Below are 19,776 nucleotides of genomic sequence, written 5' to 3'. Positions count from 1 at the left end.
CATGAAGAAGACGATCTCCATCCTCGGCCTGCCGCTGCTGGCCATCGCGACGATGCCCCTGGCGCAGGCGGAGGTGCAGGGTGTCGCCCCGCTGCTCAAGCAGGCGCGCTACTGGCAGTCCAAGGGACGCGGCGACCTGGCGCGACAGGCCTATAACCGGGTGCTGGCCATCGATCCCGCCAATGCCGAAGCGCGGCGCGGCCTTGCCGGCAATGCGCCCCAGCCCAAGGCCGCGGCGAGGCCGCAGCCTGCGCAAGCCGCCCGCCCTGCCCCTCCCGCCCAGGCGGCGGCGCAGGCCCCGGCGCGCACCGCGACCGCGCGCCCCACCCGTACGGACCGGGGCGGCGACGCCCGTGCCGCCGGCTTCCGCGCGCTGGAGGCCGGACAGCTCGATGCCGCGGCCGCCCGATTCCGCGCAGCGCTTTCCGCCAATCCCAACGACGCGGACGCGCTGGGCGGCATGGGGATCGTGCGGCTGCGCAAGTCCGAATTCGCGCAGGCCCGCGACCTGCTGACCCGCGCCTCGCGCATCGGCGGCGCGGGCAAATGGGCGGAGGCGTTGCAGTCCGCCCGCTTCTATGCCGATCTCGACTCTGCCCGGACGGCGCTCGACAAGGGCGATCTGGCGCAGGCGGAGCGGATCGCCACGGCGCTCACCCAGTCGGACTTCCGCGACAAGGGGCCTGCCGTGTCGGTGCTGGCCAGCGTCTATGAACGGCAGGGCCGCTATAATGAGGCGGCCGAACTCTATCGCCAATTGGGCAAGGCCGGCGCTGGAGCCGCCACCGCCCAGGCCAGCGCCACCCGCAACGAGGCGCGCGCCGCCCTGGACGCGGGCGACGCCGCCCGCGCCGAACAGTTGCTGCGCGCCGCCATGGGCAATGCGCCCGACGACCCCTGGGTCGCCTACGACCTTGCCGGGCTGCTCCAGCAGCAGGGCCGCGTGGCGGAGCAGGACGCGCTCGTCCGCCAGCTTTCCTATTCGGAAAAGGCCGAACCGCTCTACGCCGCCGCGCTGATCCTCGACCGGGCGGGCCGCACCGGCGATGCGCAGGCCGTCGCCGCGCGCATCCCGGAAGGGCAGCGCACGGCGGAGATGCGCAATTTCATCGCCGGCCTCGGCATATCCGCCACCATCGCGCAGGCGAAGGCCGCAGGGGCGCGGGGCGCGCAGGGCCAGGGGCTCGCCATGTTGCGCCAGGCGTCGGAGATGCGCGGCCTGTCCGCTGACCGCATGGGCGCGCTGGCGCAGGGCATGCTGGAACTGGGCGATGCGCGCGGCGCGGGCCAGCTGGCGGCGCAGGCGCTGGACGCCCCCGCCAATGACGCGGGCGCCTATGACGCGGCGGTGCGCGTGCTGGCGCAGACCGGGCAGGATGGCCTCGCCATGAGCGCCGTGCAGAAGGCATCGGCGCTGGCCGGCCCCTCGCTTCAGGGCCAACGCAGCCTCGGCAATCTGAAGGCGACGCTGGCCGCCGCGCAGGCGGACCGGATGCGGCAGGCGGGCCAGTTCGCCCCCGCCTTCGACCTGTTGCAGGCGGCGTGGAACGATGCGCCGGGCAATGAGGAAATCCTTTCCGCCCTGGCGCGGCTGTACCAGTCGGGCGGCCTCAACGCGCAGGCGGCGCAGACCTTCCGCATGCTGCTGGCGCAGAAGCCGGCGGATCGCGACGCGATGGTGGGCCTGATCGACACGGCCAGCGCATCGGGCGACATGGAAACGGCGCGCGCCGTCACCCAGCAGGCGATCCAGATGCATCCGGCCGATTACCGGGTCTATATGGCGGCCGCGCGCATGGCCCGCACGCGCGGCAATGACGGGGACGCGGCGCGTTACCTCAAGACCGCCCGTGCGCTCTACATGCGCGAAACCGGCATGGCGCCCGGCGCCGTCATGGCGAACGGCAATCCCTTCGCGGCGGCGCCCCAATCGGCCAACCCCTTCCGCGCCATGGCCGCGCCGCAGCCGGTCAATCCGTTCGCGCTCGGCAGCAATCCCACGGCCCTGTCGGCGCCCTATGCGCCGCCCATGGGCTTTGCCCCTCAGCCGCCCGTGGGGTCAGGCTTTGGCGTGCCCGCCCCGGCTGCCATGCCCGCCTACCCGCCCGCGCCGGGCTATGCTGCCCCCGCCGGCTTTCCCGGAATGGCGGCCCCGGCGCCTTCCTACGGCAACCCGGTCTATGCCGATCAGGCCTATGCCGATCGGAACAGCGGCGTAACGAACGTCCCCGCCGATCCGGTGCTGGCGGAGATCGACCAGCAATTGCAGCAATCGGCCGACGAAAGCGGCCCGCGCGTCGACGTCGACACAGGCTATCGGTCGCGCTCGGGCGAAACGGGCCTCAGCAAATTGCGCGAAATGACTGGCAGCGCTTCCCTCTCCGCCCCCGTCGCGGGGGGCCGGGTCGGCGTCAAGGCGACGGCGGTCGTGCTGGATTCGGGCCGCCCGACCGGGTCGGGCCTCGCCCGCTTCGGCACCAACGCCACGCCCGAGGCGCAGGGGATCGTGGACGAGCAGCCGTCCCAGCTCACCAGCGCCGAAACGCAGCATCAGTCAGGCGTCGCCGTCACCGCCAGCTATGTCAGCAAGCTGCTGAAGCTGGAAGCGGGCGTCACGCCGCTGGGTTTCCCCAAGGAGCATGTCACCGGCAGGATCGAGGTGGCGCCCCGCCTGTCCACCAACGCCACCGCCCGCATCTGGGCCGACCGCAAGCCCGTGACCGACAGCATCATCGCCTATGCGGGCACGGACGACCCACGCACCGGCGCCTTCTGGGGCGCTGTGATGAAGAGCGGCGGCGGCCTGTCCCTGTCCTATGACCGCAACGGCAATGGCGTCTATGCCGACGGCTCCTTCTATCATTATGACGGCACGGCGGTGCGCGACAATGACAGCGTGGAGATCAATGCCGGCGGCTATTTGCGGGCGTGGCAGAATGCGCGCTCGGGCGTTTCCGTGGGCTTCAACGTCAATTACCAGAATTACGACAACAACCAGAATTACTTCACCTACGGCCATGGCGGCTATTTCAGCCCGCAGAGCTTCCTCAGCGTCAATTTCCCGATCCGTTACTGGACGAATGACGGCCCGATGAGCATCCAGGCCAGCGTCGCGCCCGGCTATCAGAGCTACGATCAGCAGGGTGAGCCCGTCTATCCGACGGAGCCGGGCGCGCAGGGCGTGCTGGATTTCCTCAAGAGCCAGAACAGCGACGTCCGTTCCCGTTACGACAGCATCAGCAAGACCGGCTTCGGCCTGTCGGCGGCCGGCGCGATTTCCTATCGGGTCAGCCCGAACACGCGGCTGGGCGGGGAACTGAATATCAACACTTTCGGTGAATATAAGGAGTTCAAGACACTGATCGGGCTCAAGCAGAATATCGGAGGCAATTGATGTTGTTCGTGAAGGATTTCCCGATGGCGGGCAATCAGGACATCGCCATGCTCGCATCCGGCGGGGAGGCCGCCCAGCGCTTCGTCAGCCTGATCCTCGGCGAAATCGCCTCCGCCGCCACGGCGGAACAGATGCAGGGCTTTTTCCGCGCGGTCGGCGCGCGGCTTGCCAAAAGCCATCCGATCGTCAATGCCAAGGATATGGACAGGCTGACCCAGCACGGCAACATGGTCTGGGACAGGCTGCATTGGGGCAGCGTCCGATTCGAACTGGACGATGAAGGAATCGACATCTTCCATGACGGCCTGCCCGAAAGGCTGGAGGGCGATGCCGACGGCATATGGGCCGGAGTCGCCCCCTTCATCCTGGAGGGAGCCTATGACGCATGGTTCCGGCAGATGGGCAGCGGCGAACGGCTCAGCACCCGGATTTCACGCAGCCAGGGCGGGCATATCGAACTGCGTCATGGGATTTGAACGGCGGACGGTCCTGACCGCCCTCGCCTTTGCCCTGACGACCGGCTGCGCCCGCGCCAAGTCCTCCGCCAAGTCCATGGATGGCCTGATGCTCGATCCCGCGCTCTGGCAGGGCTACAAGGCCCGCTTCCTGGCGCCAGAAGGCCGGATCGTCGACAATGGCAATGGCGGCGTCAGCCATAGCGAGGGTCAGGGCTATGGCATGGCGCTGGCGCAGGCGGCGGGCGACAGCGCGGCCTTCGACGTCATGGCGCGCTGGACCGCCCAGACGCTGTTGCGCAAGGACATGGCGCTGCATAGCTGGCGCTACACGCCCGGCCGCCCCGATCCGGTGGCCGATCCCAACAATGCGACCGACGGCGACCTGCTGATCGCCTGGGCGCTGCTGATGGCGGGCCGCCGCTGGGGCAAGGCGGATTATCTCCAGCAGTCGGCAGCGGTCCGGGGCGCGGTCGCGCAGAAGCTGATCGTGCAGCGCCACGGCTTCACCCTGCTGCTGCCCGGCCTTGTCGGCTTCGCCAAGGCGGATCGGGTGATCGTCAACCCCTCTTATTATGTCTGGCCGGCGATCGACGCCTTCGCCCGGCTGGAACCGCGCGTCTGGGGTCCGTTGGCCGCCGATGGGCTGAAGATCCTGAAGGCCGCGCGCTTCGGCCCCTCCGGCCTTCCCGCCGACTGGCTCGACATCAAGGGCAAGGGCGTGGTCGAACCGGCGGAGGGACGCGATCCGGTCTTCGGCTTCGAAGGCATCCGCGTGCCGCTCTACTGCCTGATGAGCGGGCGGCGGAGCGCTTGCGACTCGATCGCGCGCTATTGGCTCGCCCTCGTGCGCGCGGGCAAGCCGCTGCCCGCCTGGGTGAATGTGGTCACGGGCGAAACCGCGCCCTATGCGCTCTCCGCCGGCGCCACCGCCATCGCCGGACGCCTGCTGAACCGCAACCTGCCGGCCGCCGCCGCCGATCAGGACTATTATGCCGCGACGCTGGGACTGATGAACCAGATGCGGATTTGAGCGGCTTTTCGGGGGTGGGGGGGGAATCAGGACATTCCCCCTCCCGCAGGCGGGAGGGGAATGTCTTAAACTGGCCATTTCCGGTCAAGAATCCTAAAGCCGCCCGATGACGACATCCCCCGACCTTGCCATCCGCATGCGCCGCGCCGATTTCAACCGCGCCCTGGCGGAGGCGGACCTGAACGCCATCGGCCCCCTGCTCGCGCCCCAGGCCATGCTCGTCACCGGATCGGACAGCGCGGTGATCTCCGGCCGCAAGGCGCAGCTTCAGGCGTGGAAGCGGGAATTCACGGCAGCGGAGCGCACCGTCTACACCCGCACGCCGGAGAATGTCGTCGTCTCGCCGGTCGAACCCATCGCGATGGAGCATGGCCGATGGCAGGGCGTGACCGCCGGTTCGGACTGTCCCCTCGCATCCGGCACCTACAGCGCCAAATGGCGGCAGGTCGGCGCGGACTGGGTCATCGAAGCGGAAATCTATCTGACGCTCGCCTGACCGGAAACGCTTGAACAGCCGCTCGCCCGCGCCCAATTAAAGGCTGTTCCTCCTGCCACGGAGGCCCGCAAGCCACGAGTAGCCATGACCACCGCCAATCCCCTCCTTGCCGACAGCGACCTGCCCGATTTCGCCGCCATCCGGCCTGCCCATGTCGTCCCCGCCATGGAGGAAGCGATCGCGGCCCATCGCGCGGCCATCGAAGGGATCACCGCCAGCGGGAAGGATGATTTCGACGCGGTCATCCTGGCCGCCGAGCGCGCCGATTTCCTGCTGTCGCGGGTCTGGTCGCCGGTGGGGCATCTCGCCTCCGTCGCCGACACGCCCGAATTGCGGGAAGCGCACGCCGCAGCGCAGGCGCTGATGACCGCCTATCTGATGGAGGCGGGCCAGAACCGGGCCCATCACGATGCCGTCGCCCGCCTCGCCGCCCGGTCGGATTTCGCCAGCCTGCCCCCTGCCGCCCGGCGCGCGGTCGATCTTGCCCTGCGCGGCTTCCGCCTGGCGGGCGTCGCGCTGGAGGGGGAGGCGCGGCAGCGTTTCCTGGACATCGGCGTGGAGTTGAGCGACCTCAGCACCAAATTCGGCAATGCGGTGCTCGACGCCACCGAAGCCTGGAGCGAGCATGTCACCGACGAGGCGGCGCTGGCGGGCGTTCCCGACAGCGACCGGGCGATACTGGCCGCCTATGCGCAGGAAAAGGGGCTGACCGGCTGGCTGATCACGCTGCGCCAGCCGAGCGTGCTGGCGATCCTCTATCATGCGCAGGACCGGGCGCTGCGGGAGCGGGTCTATCGCGCCTACAACAGCCGCGCCTCCGATCAGGCGGAGGACAGGAGCCACGACAATAGCGAACGGATCGACGCGATCATGGCGCTGCGTCATGAAGCCGCGCAGATATTGGGCTTTGCCGATTCCGCCGCCCATTCGCTGGAAACCAAGATGGCGGCCGACGCCGACGAGGCGCTGGCATTCCTGGCCGACCTCGCCAAGCGGGCGCGGCCGGTCGGGGAACGGGAACTGGCGGAGGCGCGCGCCTTCGCGGCCGAGCATCTGGGGCTGGACGATGTGCAGCCATGGGACCTTTCCTATGTGGCCGAAGCAATGCGCCGCACGCTGCATGGCGTGGATCAGGAGGCGCTGAAGGCCTATTTTCCCCTGCCCCGCGTGCTTGCGGGAACGCAGGCGCTGATCGAGAGGCTGTTCGGCGTCCGCCTCGTCGCCCGGCAGGGCGTGCCGACCTGGCATCCGGACGTGCTGTTCTACGACGTGCTGGACGCGGACGACAGCGTGGTGGCGGGCGTCTATCTCGACCTGTTCGCGCGGGCGGGCAAAAGGGGCGGGGCGTGGATGGACGTGTGCCGTTCGCGCTTCCGCGACGCTGACCGGCTGCATCTGCCCATCGCCTACCTCACCACCAATTTCGCGCCGCCCGCGGGCGACCGGCCTTCGCTGGCGACGCATAATGACGTGGTGACGCTGTTCCACGAATTCGGCCATGTGCTGCATCACCTGCTGACCGAGGTGGACCTGCCGTCGATCGGCGGCATCAGCGGCGTGGAATGGGACGCGGTGGAACTGCCCAGCCAGTTCATGGAGAATTTCGCCTGGGACGGGGACACGCTGATCGGGCTGTCAGGCCATGTCGACAGCGGCGAGCCGCTGCCGCAGGCGATGTTCGACCGGCTGCTGGCGGCGCGCCAGTTTCAGGCGGGCCTTGCCATATTGCGGCAGATCGAATTCGCGACCTTCGACCTGCTGCTCCACCGCGACTATGACCCGGCACAGGGCGCGCGGGTCAACGCCGTGCTGGATCAGGTGCGCAAGGCGGTGGCCGTGGTGCATCCGCCGGAATGGAACCGCTTTGCCCATGCGTTCAGCCATATCTTCGCGGGCGGCTATGCGGCGGGCTATTATTCCTATCTCTGGGCGGAACTGCTGTCGGCCGATGCGTTCGAGATTTTCGCCCATGCCGACATTCCGGGCGGCGGGGCGACCGCTTTCCGGCGCGAAATCCTGGCCGCCGGGGCGAGCCGCCCCGCCGCCGAGAATTTCCGGGCCTTCGCCGGGCGCGCGCCGGAGGTCGACGCGCTGCTGCGGATGCGGGGGTTGGCTGCCTGAATCGCTTCAGAAGTGGGCGGTGTAGCCGCCGTCCACCGCCAACACCTGTCCGGTGACGTAGGATGCCGCGTCCGACGCCAGGAACAGGACCGGGCCGACAATCTCCTGCGGCCGGCCCCATCGCCCCAGCGATGTGCGGCGGGCGAGGTGATCCGCTATGGCGGGGTCGGCGGTCATCTCCCCATTGGCCTCGGTCGCGAAATAGCCGGGGGCGACGGCGTTCACGGTGATGCCGCGACTGCCCAGTTCCGCCGCCAGCGCCCGCGTCAGCGCGTCCAGCCCGCCCTTCGCCATGGTGTAGGCCGCGTCGCCGGACCGGGCGATCTGGCCCGCGATGGACGTGACGTTGACGATCCGCCCGCCCTCCTTCATCCCGGCCGCGATGGTGCGGGCGAGGTCGAAGGGCGCGACCAGATTGACCTCCAGCATCTGCCGCACCGCGGGCCGGTCCAGCGCTCCAATCGGTCTGCGGTCGCGATGGCCGGCATTGTTGACCAATATGTCGATGGGGCCGCAGGGGCTGAGCGCCGCCCGCAGCGCTTCGCCATCCTCCAGGTCGAAGATCAGCGGCGCGCTCGTCCCGCCCGAGGCGGCGATGGCGGCGGCGGTCGCCTCAAGCTGCGGGACATTCCGGCCATGGAGCAGGACATGCGCGCCGGCCCCGGCCAGGCCCAGCGCGATCTCGCGCCCCAGGCCGCGTCCGGCTCCGGTGACGAGGGCGATTTTTCCTTGCAGCATCCAAGCCTCTCCATACAGCCGGTCAGGCGAGGACGAAGGTCTTGCTCCGCCCGCGATTGATCAGCAGCACCAGCCCCGCGCCGATCAGGCACAATATCCCCGCCGCGACGAAGGCGGGCATATAGCTTTGCCAGACGGTGCGGGAAAGGCCGCCCGCCAGCGCCGCGCTCGCCGCGCCGAGCTGATGCCCGGCGAAGATCCAGCCGAACACGACATTGGCCCGCTCCGGTCCGAAACGCTGCGCCGTGAGCTTGACCGTCGGCGGCACGGTCGCGACCCAGTCCAGGCCGTAGAACATCGCGAAGACCGACAGGCTGTAGAGCGAGAAGTCGCTGAACGGCAGATAGAGCAGCGAAAGGCCGCGCAGCCCATAATACCAGAACAGCAGCCAGCGATTGTCGAACCGGTCCGACAGCCAGCCCGACGCCAGCGTGCCCGCGAAATCGAACAGCCCCATCATCGCCAGCATCGACGCCGCGCCCACCGCCGCCAGCCCATAGTCGCCGCAAAGCGCGATGAAATGCGTCTGGACCAGGCCGTTGGTGCTGGCGCCGCAGATGTAGAAGGAAAAGAACAATATCCAGAAGCTGGGCACCCGCGCGGCATCGGCCAAGATGCGGAGCGGGCTCATCAGCAGGGCGCCGAAGCTGGCGGGCTGCGGCGGGGCGGGATGCACCTCGCTCTCGCCATAGGGCGGCAGGCCGAGGTCGGCGGGGCGGTCGCGCATCAGCAGCAGCACGACCATCGCCGCCAGCAGGATCGCGCCGCACACCAGCAGGACCGAGGCGCGCCAGCCGAACCGCTCCGTCAGCGCGGCGAGCAGCGGCAGGAAAGCCAGCTGACCCGTGGCGGTGCTGGCCGACAGCAGCCCCATGACCAGCCCGCGCCTGTGCGCGAACCAGCGCGTGGCGACGGTGGCGCCCAGCACCATGGCGGTGAGCCCGGTGCCGATGCCGATGACGACGCCCCACAGCAGGACGAGATGCCACAATCGGGTCATGCCCATCGACAGCAGCAGCCCGCCGACGATGATGGACAGCGAGATCAGCATCATCCGCCGCACGCCGAAGCGGTTCATGAAGGCGGCGGCGAACGGGCCCATCCCGCCGAACAGCAGGAAACGGATCGCCAGCGCCCCGGAAATATCCGCCGAACTCCAGCCGAATTCCTTTTGCAGGGGGATGATGAACACGCCGGGCGCGCCCACGGCCCCGGCGACGACCAGCATGGTGAAGAAGGTCGCGGCCAGCACCGCCCATCCATAATGGATTTGCCGCGTGCCCATTTGGCGGGCGAGAGTCGCTGACAGCATGAAGGCCTTCCTCCCGGATCGATCGACCGGCGTTAGATGACGATCGTCATCAGATGGTCAAGGGGCCAATTGACGGAATATGGACGTGGAAGGCCGCGAACAGGCGGGGCGGGCCGGCCGTCAGGCGGAAGCGCGCGGCTGGACCAGGGCGTCCTCCCGCTTTTCCGGACGGATATAGATGGAGGTGAGTTCGGGAATCGCCCGCTTCATCTCGCTTTCCATCTCCTCGATCAGGCTTTCGGCCCGGCCCATGCGCAGATCGTCGGCGAAATCGGCGCTGATCGCCACGAACACCGCGTCGGGCGCGGTGTGGATGGTGCGGATGTGATTGACGGCGGTGATTTCCGGCCGCCGGTCGAGCAGCGCCCAGACCGCGTCGATGATGGCCCGGTCGGCGCTCTCCCCGATCAGCAGGCCCTTGGCCTCCCGCGCCAGCAGCACCGCCACCGCGCCCAGCACCAGCCCAATGACGATGGAGGCGACGCCGTCCAGCCGCGCATTGCCGAAATAATGGCTGGCCCAGACGCCGATGGCCGCCACGATCAGCCCGATCAGCGCGGCGCTGTCCTCGAACAGGACGATGAAGCCGGCGGGGTCCTTCGACCGGCGGATCGATTGCCACCAACTGCTGGGGCCGCGTTTGCGTCCGAATTCCCGCACGGCGATGGTCCAGGATGCGCCCTCCATCAGGAAGGCGATGGCCAGGACGATGTAGTTGACGGCGGGGTCGCGCAGCGGCTCCGGCTGCCGGATATGGAGCCAGCCTTCATAAATGGATACGCCCGCGCCGACCGCGAAGATCAGGATAGCGACGACGAAGGCCCAGAAATACAGCTCCCGCCCATAGCCGAAGGGATGGGCGGCGTCGGCGGGCTTCTTCGCCCTGGCCTGACCATAGAGCAGCAGCAACTGGTTGCCGCTGTCGACCATCGAATGCACCCCCTCCGTCAGCATGGAGGAGGAGCCGGTCAGGGCCGAGGCGACGAACTTGGCGACCGCAATGCCGATATTGGCCAGCAGCGCGCCGTAAAGGACGATATTTTCCCGGATATGCGCGACGCGGCCGGTTTTCGCCACCTGGGTTCAGCCCGGATAGGGGGAGGACCGGAGCAGGCCGGCCAGATGCGCCGCATTGCCCGCCACCATCTTCGCGGTCTTCTCCACCTTCTCCGGCACCTGCCCCAGATCCTTGAAATCGATCGAGCCCATGGCTTCCCCCACCCAATAGCAGGCGGCCGTGGCCGGAACCGTCCAGCCGACATCGTTCAGCGCCTGAAACCATTGCGCGGTCGAAAAATGCGCCCCGTCTTCATTGCCGACAATCGCCGCGACCGCAACCTTGCCATAGCTCGGCATGCGGCCCCGGTCATCGGTTTCGCCCAGAAAGGCGTCCATGCGTTCCAGCACCCGCTTGGCGACGCTGCTGATCTGCCCCAGCCAGATCGGGCCGCCGAAGATCACTATGTCATGGTCCAATATCCTGCGGCGCAACGCCGGCCAGGCGTCGCCCTCTCCTTCATCGGACGTCACGCCCGGCCTGATGTCGAGCGCCGCGACCCGCACCGTGCCGGTGAGTTCGACATCATGGGCGGCAAGGGCCTTCGCCAGCACCGCGATCATCGCGTCGGTCGAGCTGGATTCGCCGTCCCCCGCCTTGAGGGTGCAGTTGAGGGCCAGGGCTTTCAGAACCATCGCATGTCTCCATCCGCCCCATCCACGCGCCGAACCGGGCTCCAGCCAATGAACTCCCCAGCAGGCAATGTGTTCTTCGGGGAAAGGAGATTTGCGATGCCCGATACCGAAGGGATGATCCATGAGGATGGCCTGCCCGGCCATGAAAGCCGGCTGGAGCCCAAGCCCGAATGGGAACCGCGCTATCCCGGCTCCGGCCGGCTGGCGGGCAAGGTGGCGATCGTCACCGGCGCCGACAGCGGAATCGGGCGGGCGGTCGCGGCGCTCTATGCCCGCGAAGGGGCCGATGTCGCGATCTTCTACCTCTGCGAACATGACGACGCGGAAAAGACCGCCGGGATCGTCCGGGCGGAAGGGCGGCGGGCGCTCACGATCGCGGGCGACCTGGGCGACCGGGACTTCTGCCAGCGGGCCGTGGCGCAGGTGGTGGAGCAGTTCGGGCGGATCGACATCCTCGTCAACAATGCGGGCGAGCAGCATCCCGACAGCGACATCACCGACATCAGCGAGGAACAGCTCCGCCGCACCTTCCAGACCAACATCTTCGCCATGTTCTTCCTGACGCAGGCGGTGCGGCCGCATCTGAAGCGCGGGGCGGCGATCGTCAACTGCACCTCCGTCACCATGTATCAGGGGTCGAAGGAACTGCTCGACTATTCCAGCACCAAGGGGGCGATCACCGCCTTCACCCGGTCGCTGTCCGAAAATCTGGTGGGCGACGGCATCAGGGTGAACGCCGTCGCGCCGGGGCCGATCTGGACCCCGCTCAACCCCAGCGGCGGGGCAAGTCCGGAAAAGCTGGAGCATTTCGGGGAAAGCACGCCCATGGGCAGGCCGGGCCAGCCCAATGAAGTCGCCCCGTCGTTCCTTTTCCTCGCCTGCGATGACGCCAGCTACATGTCGGGGCAGGTGCTGCATCCCAATGGGGGCACCATCGTCAACGGCTAGAGCCAATCGTGCGGAAAAGCTGCCCTGAGCCTGTCGACGGGTTGGAACCGGTTTTCCGCCTGAAAGGATCGGACAACAGAAAGCTGGAGCACGCGACCCGCGTCCGATCTGGCGCAGCGTGCTCCAGGGGCGAGCGGATTGAAGCCGCACCACGTCCCTGCGCCTCATCTGACCGGGATCTGGTCTTCCCTCAGGCGGTCAGCGAGTCCGCGCGACCTTCCCCGCGCATCCCGCGCGGAGGCCAGGGCGCGGCCCGCCGGTTCAGGGTGATGATGGCGCTATTCTCGCTCCACGACTGGATCAGCGCGGGAATATTCTCCGACGGCGCGGGGCGGCCGAAATAGAAACCCTGGGCATAGTCGCAGCCCAGTTCGCGCAGCTTGACCGACTGGTCCGCTTCCTCGACGCCTTCCGCCACCACCTTCATGTTGAGCGCGCGGCCCAGCGTGATCAGCGCGGAAACGATGGCGGCGTCGCTTTCGCGCGCCGTCACGCCGCTGACGAAGGAACGGTCGATCTTCAGCGTGCTGACGGGCAGCGACCGCAAATGGGAAAGCGAGGCGAAGCCGGTCCCGAAATCGTCCAGCGCCAGCGGGATGTTGCACATGTGCAGTTCGTCGATGGAACGGCGCACCGTATCCGACCCCGCGCCCAGGAACACTCCTTCGGTGATCTCGATCTCTATGGAATCGGGCGCGATGGAGAAGCGGTCCATGGTCTCGATCAAGCGTCCGGCAAAGCGTTCCCGCCGCAATTCGGCCGAGGACACGTTGATGGCGACATGCCCCAGCGTCAGCCCGCGCGCGCGCCATGCGGCCATGTCGGCGAACACCTGGCTGGTCATCGTCTGGCCGATCATGTCGGCGACGTCATGATCGTCGAACGCCGCGTAGATTTCGGCGGGCGAGCGGATGGTGCCGCAACTGTCGCGCCACCGCAGCAGCGCTTCGAACCCGACCAGTTCGCCCGTCTGCAACGACACCTTGGGCTGATAATAGCTGATGATCGTGCCGTCGCGCACGGCGGTCCGCGCCCGGTTGATCATGGCCACGCGCTCCTGCATATCCTCCAGCAGCGACTGCTCGAACATCTGCATGCGCCCCCGGCCCAGCGACTTGGCGCGATAAAGCGCCAGGTCGGCATGGCGCAGCAGTTCCGTCGCGACCCGGCCATCCTCGGGGAATGCGGCCACGCCGATGCTGCCGCGGCATTCGAGCGAGCGCCCGGCGGCGAACAGCGTCTCCCGAATGGTGAGGACGCGATTGGCGAGATCGGCAAGCTGCTGCCGGCTTTCGACATTCTCGATCAATATGGCGAACTCGTCGCCGCCCAGCCGCGCCACCACCCCGTCGCCGGCGAAGATTTCCTTGAGGCGGGAGGCAAAGCTCTTCAACAGCTCGTCACCGGCATGATGGCCCATCAGGTCGTTGACGTCCTTGAAATTGTCGATGTCGAGCAGGAAGACGCCGACCTTCTTGAAGTCGGTCATGGCGCTCGCCAGCGCCTTGTCCAGGCAGGCGTTGAACATCGCCCGGTTGGGCAGCTGCGTCAGCGAATCATGCTCGGCGTTCCAGCGTATCTGCTCCTCGATCAGCACGCTTTCATGGATGTCCTCGGTATAGCCGTACCAGCGGATGATCCGGCCTTCCTCGTCGCGCCGGGGATAGGCCTGCGCCCGCATCCAGCGATACTGGTCGTTGACCATGAGCCGCACGCGCACGTCGAAGGGCTCGCCGGTGGTCAGCGAATGGGTGATCCGGTGGGTCAGCGGGCCGATGTCATCCGGATGCGTCGCCGCCAGCCAGCCATTGCCCTCCGCCTCCTCCCGGTCCAGGCCGGAACTTTCCAGCCAGCGATCGGTGAAGTCGATGATCCGGCCGTCGGGATCGGCCAGCCAGGGAAGCTGAGGATTATATTCGACGATCAGGCGCAGATTTTCCGTGCTGCGGCGCAGCCGTCCGATTTCGGCATGTTCGGTCGTGACGTCGATCATCACCAGGTCGGCCGCGGGCCGGCCCGCCCCGTCACGACGGATGCGCGCGACGACACGCATATTCCTCATGATGCCTTCACGATCCTCCAGCGTCAGCGTCGCTTCGGCCCTGCCCATGCGCAGAACGGCGCGGGCAAGCTGGAGGACGGGCTTGCGAAAAATCCGGTGCACGCCGCGGAACCAGCGAAGCAGCGGCTGGCCGTCCCGCACGCCGAAACGGCTCGCGGTGGCGGCATCGGGATGGCATAGCCCATCCCCGTCAACCGACCACCGCAAGACCCCTGCCGACGCCAGTATCTGCTGGTCGCCATCCATCGGGTCCTGCCTGCCTTGAAATTCATCAGGTGACCGCGATGAAATCTGGTCCGCCATTCTACTCCTGCTGTCCCGGCGCCGCGGCCCTTAAGAAGGTTTCACCATTTGCTGGCTAAGATTTCCTTAATGGCCGCCATATGGGCCATAGCCAGCACGCCCAAGCGCGACGTCCTAAAATGCCGCCGAAAGGCTGACGCCATAGGTGCGCGGCGGCCCGTATGCCGCCGTTCGGTACACGCCCAGACCGGACCGGTCGTCGGCATAGGTCTTGTAGATCCTGTCGGTCAGGTTCTGGACCCAGGCGGCGATGTCCCACTGCCCGCGACGCAGGCCGAAACGCAGGTTGACCAGCGTGCGCGGCCCGGCCTTGAAGGCGTCCGAATTGGTCGGCTCGAAATAGACGGTCGACCGGTGATCCACGTCCGCGCGGGCGAAGATCGTGCCGATCCGCACCGGAACCTCATAGCTGACGGCGCCATAGCCGGTGAAATGGGGCGCCAGCACCAGGTCGTTGCCGGTGCAGTCGGTGCTGGGGCTGCCGACAGAGGGAATGACCGATGCGGGAACGCCGCAATTGTCGAACCTCTTATAATGTGCGTCCAGAATGGCGGCATTACCCTCCAGCCGCAGCCGGGACGTCAGCTGCAGCGACAGCTCGCCTTCCACGCCCTCCACCTGCGCGCGGCCGGCATTGGTGAGCGCCAGCCCGCTGCCCAGCACCTGCGACACCTGCAACCGGTCGTAATCGGTGTGGAACGCGGCAAGGTTCAGCCGCATCCGCCGGTCCAGCGTCAGCATCTTGAAGCCGACCTCATAGCTGGTCGCCTTTTCCGGGCTGGCGGTCAGCCCGCCCAGCGAAGAGGCGAGGTCGACATTGTAAGCCGCGCTCTTGAAGCCGCGGGAGAAGCGCGCATAGACATTGGCGTCCGGCACGACCTCATAGGAAATGGTCGCGCTGGGCGACAGGTCGTCATCGGTCGACCGGCCGTCGAAGGTGAGGTTCGGGAAGCCCAGATAGGTGAAGATGCCCGTCCCGCTGGCGTCATCCTGGACGAAATGGGCGCGCTTCTTCTCCCTGGTGTAGCGCAGGCCGGCGGAAAGCGACAGGCGATCGGTCAGTTCATAGTCGAGCCGCCCGAACAGCGCCCCGCTCTCCGTCTTGACGCTGCCCTTGGTGGTCAGCATCGGTTCGCCCGGCACGCCGGTATCGGCGCCCAGACCCAGGCCCCGGTCGGTGCGCACCATCTGGTCGAAATAATAGGCGCCCAGCAGATAGCGCAGCTTGCCGGTGCCGCCCGCCAGCCGCAGTTCCTGGCTGAAGAAATGGGAATCGTCGCTGAAATTGTCCGCGGAGACGAAGTCGACCTGCTCCTGATCGTCGTCCAGCGAGGCATGATAGGAGGAATCGCGATAGGCGGTGATGGCCGTCAGCGTGATCGCGTCCGATGCCCATTCCGTCCTCAGCGAAACGCCCTGGCTGTCGCGGTGCAGCCGGTTGGGCCGGTTGTTGTTGATGTGCAGCGGCTCCCGCGAAGGGAAATCCGCCGGATAGCCGGCCAGCGCGTCCGCCTGGAAGAAGGCGGGCGTGCCGCGGTCGCGCAGCCCCTCCCACCGGGCGATGAAGGACAGTTGGTCGGTCGGCGCATATTTGGCCGACAGCCGCCAGGTCAGCAGGTCGGTCGATCCCGCATCCCTGCCGCCGGACAGATGCTTGTAGAAGCCGTCCTGCCGGGCATAGGCGACCGCGCCGCGCACCGAAAGCCGTTCATTGAGGCGCGTGCCCAGCACCGCCTCGCCCCGCCTGTAATCGTAATTGCCCGCGTCCAGCCGGATGGAGGCGCCGGGATCGGCGTCGGGCTGCTTCGTCTGGACGTTGACGACGCCGGCGATGGTGTTCTTGCCATATTCCGTCCCTTGCGGGCCGCGCACGATTTCCACCCGGTCGACATCCAGAAGATGCTGGACGAAATTTTCCGGCCGGCCGACATAGACATCGTCCACATAGATGCCGACGCCGGTTTCCAGCCCGATATTGCGGACCAGGGTGGAGATGCCGCGGATCGAGATCTGCCCCTGCAACTGGCCTGCAATGCCCCCGCCGATGTCGACATTGGGGGCCATGCGGGTCAGGTCGGTGATGGTCTGCAAACCCGCCGCCACGATCGAATCGCCCGAAATGCTGGTGACCGCCAGCGGCGCCTTCAGCAGCGGTTCCGGCACCTTGCGCGCCGTCACCGTGATGTCGGCGCCCGTGTCCACATCGGCCGGGGCCTGCGCCCGGGCCGTGCCGGAAGCTGCCAGTTCGATCGTCGCGGAAACCAGAAGTGCCCACTTCCATCGCCGCCTGTATCCAAAATTCGTCATCGCCCACGAAACCCGCTATATTTTTTCAATCCGCCGATCATAGGCGGACTTGGTAAACCGCTGGTTAAACTCTTCCTGCGTCCGGCTCCGGATCGGACGAGCTTGCGGTCTGCGGCCGGCGGCCCCGCATCCCGGCGAACGCTCGTTCCGCCGCAAACAGGAAGCAGGCGGCAGGAAGGCACGCTTAACCCGCTTTTAAGACCTGACGCGGCATGACGGCAGGCATATGCCGCGTGAGGAACCATGAGCGAATATATCCCCAGCACCCAGCTTCGCGCCGGAAGTTCGACCACCGCCGCCGATTTCATCGCGGGGGTCGACAGCACGCTCAGCATCGAGAGCCTCGTCACCCGCTTCAGCCAGGCCCTGGGCCTTCAGGCGGCGAGCCATGCCTGCTACGCTGTCGGCGATGGGGAGCGGCGCTTCCTGTTCGGTGAGACCGGCTGGTGCGGGCCGATCGCACAGCCGGAGGTCCTGCCGCAGATCTGCTTTCCGATCACCGGCTGGGACGAACGGCAATATGAGGTGGAAATCCGCCTGCTGAGCATGCTGGAAAGCCCGGAGGAACGCGCGAACCTGCACGCCATGGCGACGCTCTACCTGTGCCGCGGCATCGCCCTGCTCGACGCGCGCGACGATCTGGCCGCTTCGTCCCTGACCGAGACCGAGCTGTTCTGCCTCGACCAGCGGCAGGCCGGGTGGTGCGACCTCGACATTGCCGAGGCGCTCGACCGCTCCGTCCAGGCGGTGAAGGTGCATGTCCAGCGCGCCCGGCAGAAGCAGGCCGCCTGAACCCCCTTTATCGACCGGGTTTTTTGCGGGGAACATGGATTGCACCCTGCAACTTTCCGATGACCTCCCCTGTATAATATGTTACAGGCGCTGCCGCTGCATGCGGGGGACGAACGGATTTGATTCATCTGATTTCGAAGAACAATTCCGCACTGTACCAGGACGAGATCAGAGATTTGCACCAGGCCCGCGCGGAGGTGTTCGTCAACCAGCTCGGCTGGGATCTCAGGGTCGAGGACGGATTGGAATATGACGAATATGATGATGCGCGCGCGAGCAACATCATAGGCTTTTCGACCGAGAACCGGGTCGTCATGGGGCTGCGTTTCCGCCCCACCGACGACTGTTCCATGCTGCTCGATCATTTTTCGCATGTCCTGCCGGCCGGCATCCGCCCCATCGACGACGGGCGCACCTGGGAACTGAGCCGCGGATTCTGCATTGAGCGGGGCATGCGCCGCCACAATCTGCGACGGAAGGCCGCGTGCATGATCGCGCCGCTGGAACTGGCCTATGAGGCCGGGATCGACCGTTGCGTGGGCTTCACCGATGTCCGCATGCTCAGCTTCTGCTACGGCGTCGGCTGGAAGCTGACCCTGCTCGGTTCCGCCATGGACTATGGCCAGGGGGAGGCCGTCGCCTATGAGGTGGAGGTGTCGCAGGCCGCGCTCGACGAGATGCGCCAGATGTGGGGCCTGCCCCGGCCTTCGCACATCACCATCGACCAGCTTCTTCCGGAGGAGGAGAATGTGCACGTCGCGGCGGCCCGGCTGGCGCGCGAGCATCCGGAACTGCAGAAGATCGCCGCCCAGCCGGAGATCGGTTCCGTCACACACCCGTCCGCCACGACCGGGGCGGACGTCTATTATGGCAGATTCGGGGCGACCCGTTCGGCTTCAGGGGGACATTGATGAATTCCGACCTTATTCGACAGGCATCGGCAGAGGAAATCGAAAGCTGGATCATTGCCCGCATCGCTGAAATCGTGAATGTGGCGCCCGCCGCCGTCTCTCCCGATGCGCCGTTCGACAGTTTCGGGATCGATTCCGCCAAGGCGATCTCGCTGATGGTGGAGCTGGAGAACTGGCTGAACCTGCCCGACGAACTGCCGCTGGAACTGTTGTTCGAGGCGGAGGCGATCCGCGACGCGGCGACGGGCATCGCCGCGGCGGTCAGCGACATGGCGGCGCAGCAGGGCGGCGTCCGGCCATGATCCAGGACGAACAGATCGAATTTGGCGGATCGGCCGCCGCCATCCGCCACCATTATGATGTCGGCAACGACTTCTATTCGGCGTGGCTCGACCCCAGCATGACCTATTCCAGCGCGATGTGGGACGGCCTGCCCAAGGACGCCCCGCTGGAGGAGGCGCAGCAGCGCAAGCTCGACTATCATGCGGAATCGGTCGGCGCCGGCGAGGGCATGCGCATATTGGACGTCGGTTGCGGCTGGGGCGGCATGATGCGCAACCTGCGGCGCAGGCATGGCGCCGCCGAATGCGTCGGCCTGACGCTGAGCGAGGAACAGCTCGCCTATATCGAGCAATCGGGCGATCCCGGCATCGGCGCGGTCCTTTCCAACTGGCACGACTATCGTCCCGACAGGCCGTTCGACGCGATCATCTCCGTCGGCGCGTTCGAGCATTTCGCCCATCCGCAGCAGAGCGTGGACGAGCGCCGCGGCGTGTACCGCGAATTCTTCCAGGCCTGCCGCGACTGGATGGAAGGGAAGGGCCGTCTGTCGCTCCAGACCATCGCCTATGGCAGGATGTCGCCGGAGGACGCCAATCCCTTCATTGCGAACGAGATCTTCCCGGCGGCGGAACTGCCGACGCTGGAGGACATCGTGGTCGCCTGCAAGGGTCTGTTCCGCGTCGAGCGGCTGCGCGACGACGGGCTGGACTATGCGCGCACCTGCGAGATGTGGAGCAACCGGCTGCGCGGCGCGGTCCGCAGCGGGGTGGTCGATCCGGCCATCCATCCGGTCGAGAAATATTCCCGTTATCTGCGCATGTCGGCCGCCGGTTTCCGCATGCGGAAGATCGGCCTGCTCCGGATAGCCTTCGCGACGGAATGACCGGAATATCCCCAAGCCGGGCGGAATCGCCTGGCGACCGGGACCAT

The 19,776-nt window shown here is 67.0% G+C and carries 16 protein-coding genes; 10 read left to right on the top strand and 6 right to left on the bottom strand.

The features are described from left to right. The first annotated feature begins 1 nt into the window (after position 1). The 5 genes from A0J57_RS08655 to A0J57_RS08635 all read left to right on the top strand — a co-directional run bounded on the left by A0J57_RS08655 (position 2) and on the right by A0J57_RS08635 (position 7,499). The gene (locus tag A0J57_RS08655) at positions 2-3,394 is read left to right on the top strand and encodes a cellulose biosynthesis protein BcsC (RefSeq protein WP_061935220.1); all 3,393 of its coding nucleotides are present in this window, start codon (positions 2-4) and stop codon (positions 3,392-3,394) included. Beyond that, complete coding sequence (locus A0J57_RS08650) at positions 3,394-3,870, top strand: hypothetical protein (protein WP_025549999.1); 477 nt, start codon at positions 3,394-3,396, stop codon at positions 3,868-3,870. The genes A0J57_RS08655 and A0J57_RS08650 overlap by 1 nt, the downstream gene beginning before the upstream one ends. After that, on the top strand, positions 3,860-4,882 hold the full coding sequence (locus A0J57_RS08645) for a glycosyl hydrolase family 8 (protein ID WP_061935057.1): 1,023 nt from the start codon (positions 3,860-3,862) through the stop codon (positions 4,880-4,882). The genes A0J57_RS08650 and A0J57_RS08645 overlap by 11 nt, the downstream gene beginning before the upstream one ends. 106 nt (positions 4,883-4,988) lie before the next feature. After that, the gene (locus tag A0J57_RS08640; RefSeq protein ID WP_061935055.1) at positions 4,989-5,378 is read left to right on the top strand and encodes a nuclear transport factor 2 family protein; all 390 of its coding nucleotides are present in this window, start codon (positions 4,989-4,991) and stop codon (positions 5,376-5,378) included. An 84-nt stretch (positions 5,379-5,462) separates the two neighbouring features. Next, positions 5,463-7,499 (top strand): M3 family metallopeptidase, encoded by a 2,037-nt coding sequence (locus tag A0J57_RS08635; protein WP_061935053.1) that lies wholly within the window; start codon positions 5,463-5,465, stop codon positions 7,497-7,499. A gap of 6 nt (positions 7,500-7,505) precedes the next feature. Here the strand turns inward: A0J57_RS08635 and A0J57_RS08630 are convergent, their stop codons facing one another. From A0J57_RS08630 to A0J57_RS08615, 4 genes are all read right to left on the bottom strand, one after another. Further along, entirely contained in the window at positions 7,506-8,237 is a 732-nt protein-coding gene (locus A0J57_RS08630) for an SDR family oxidoreductase (protein WP_061935051.1), read from the bottom strand. A gap of 22 nt (positions 8,238-8,259) precedes the next feature. Further along, the gene (locus A0J57_RS08625) at positions 8,260-9,549 is read right to left on the bottom strand and encodes an MFS transporter (RefSeq protein ID WP_061935049.1); all 1,290 of its coding nucleotides are present in this window, start codon (positions 9,547-9,549) and stop codon (positions 8,260-8,262) included. Positions 9,550-9,669: 120 nt separating this feature from the next. Next, a complete protein-coding gene (locus A0J57_RS08620) occupies positions 9,670-10,626 on the bottom strand; it encodes a cation diffusion facilitator family transporter (protein WP_025551316.1) in 957 nt (318 codons plus the stop codon). A 6-nt stretch (positions 10,627-10,632) separates the two neighbouring features. After that, positions 10,633-11,241: a flavodoxin family protein gene (locus A0J57_RS08615; protein ID WP_061935047.1), complete on the bottom strand. Its 609-nt coding sequence runs from the start codon at positions 11,239-11,241 to the stop codon at positions 10,633-10,635. A gap of 96 nt (positions 11,242-11,337) precedes the next feature. On the opposite strand from A0J57_RS08615, the gene A0J57_RS08610 reads away from it, so the two are divergent. Continuing rightward, positions 11,338-12,189: a glucose 1-dehydrogenase gene (locus A0J57_RS08610; RefSeq protein WP_061935045.1), complete on the top strand. Its 852-nt coding sequence runs from the start codon at positions 11,338-11,340 to the stop codon at positions 12,187-12,189. 190 nt (positions 12,190-12,379) lie between these two features. Here the strand turns inward: A0J57_RS08610 and A0J57_RS08605 are convergent, their stop codons facing one another. Next, a complete protein-coding gene (locus tag A0J57_RS08605; protein WP_044661048.1) occupies positions 12,380-14,497 on the bottom strand; it encodes a bifunctional diguanylate cyclase/phosphodiesterase in 2,118 nt (705 codons plus the stop codon). 171 nt (positions 14,498-14,668) lie between these two features. Continuing rightward, positions 14,669-16,861: a TonB-dependent receptor gene (locus A0J57_RS08600; protein WP_061935043.1), complete on the bottom strand. Its 2,193-nt coding sequence runs from the start codon at positions 16,859-16,861 to the stop codon at positions 14,669-14,671. Positions 16,862-17,104: 243 nt separating this feature from the next. Here A0J57_RS08600 and A0J57_RS08595 point away from each other — a divergent pair, with 243 nt between their 5' ends. The 4 genes from A0J57_RS08595 to A0J57_RS08580 all read left to right on the top strand — a co-directional run bounded on the left by A0J57_RS08595 (position 17,105) and on the right by A0J57_RS08580 (position 19,729). Then, the gene (locus A0J57_RS08595; RefSeq protein ID WP_061935041.1) at positions 17,105-17,653 is read left to right on the top strand and encodes a hypothetical protein; all 549 of its coding nucleotides are present in this window, start codon (positions 17,105-17,107) and stop codon (positions 17,651-17,653) included. A 119-nt stretch (positions 17,654-17,772) separates the two neighbouring features. Then, a complete protein-coding gene (locus A0J57_RS08590) occupies positions 17,773-18,564 on the top strand; it encodes an acyl-homoserine-lactone synthase (RefSeq protein ID WP_025551308.1) in 792 nt (263 codons plus the stop codon). Continuing rightward, on the top strand, positions 18,564-18,866 hold the full coding sequence (locus A0J57_RS08585) for an acyl carrier protein (protein ID WP_025551306.1): 303 nt from the start codon (positions 18,564-18,566) through the stop codon (positions 18,864-18,866). The genes A0J57_RS08590 and A0J57_RS08585 overlap by 1 nt, the downstream gene beginning before the upstream one ends. Continuing rightward, positions 18,863-19,729 carry a cyclopropane-fatty-acyl-phospholipid synthase family protein gene (locus A0J57_RS08580; protein WP_025551304.1) on the top strand — a complete coding sequence of 289 codons (867 nt, stop codon included), beginning with the start codon at positions 18,863-18,865 and terminating at the stop codon, positions 19,727-19,729. The genes A0J57_RS08585 and A0J57_RS08580 overlap by 4 nt, the downstream gene beginning before the upstream one ends. The last annotated feature ends 47 nt before the right edge of the window (positions 19,730-19,776 follow it).

The sequence above is a fragment of the Sphingobium sp. 22B genome (assembly GCF_001580035.1).
Taxonomy (GTDB): Bacteria; Pseudomonadota; Alphaproteobacteria; order Sphingomonadales; family Sphingomonadaceae; genus Sphingobium; species Sphingobium fuliginis.
This window is presented reverse-complemented; position numbering and strand designations above follow the sequence as displayed.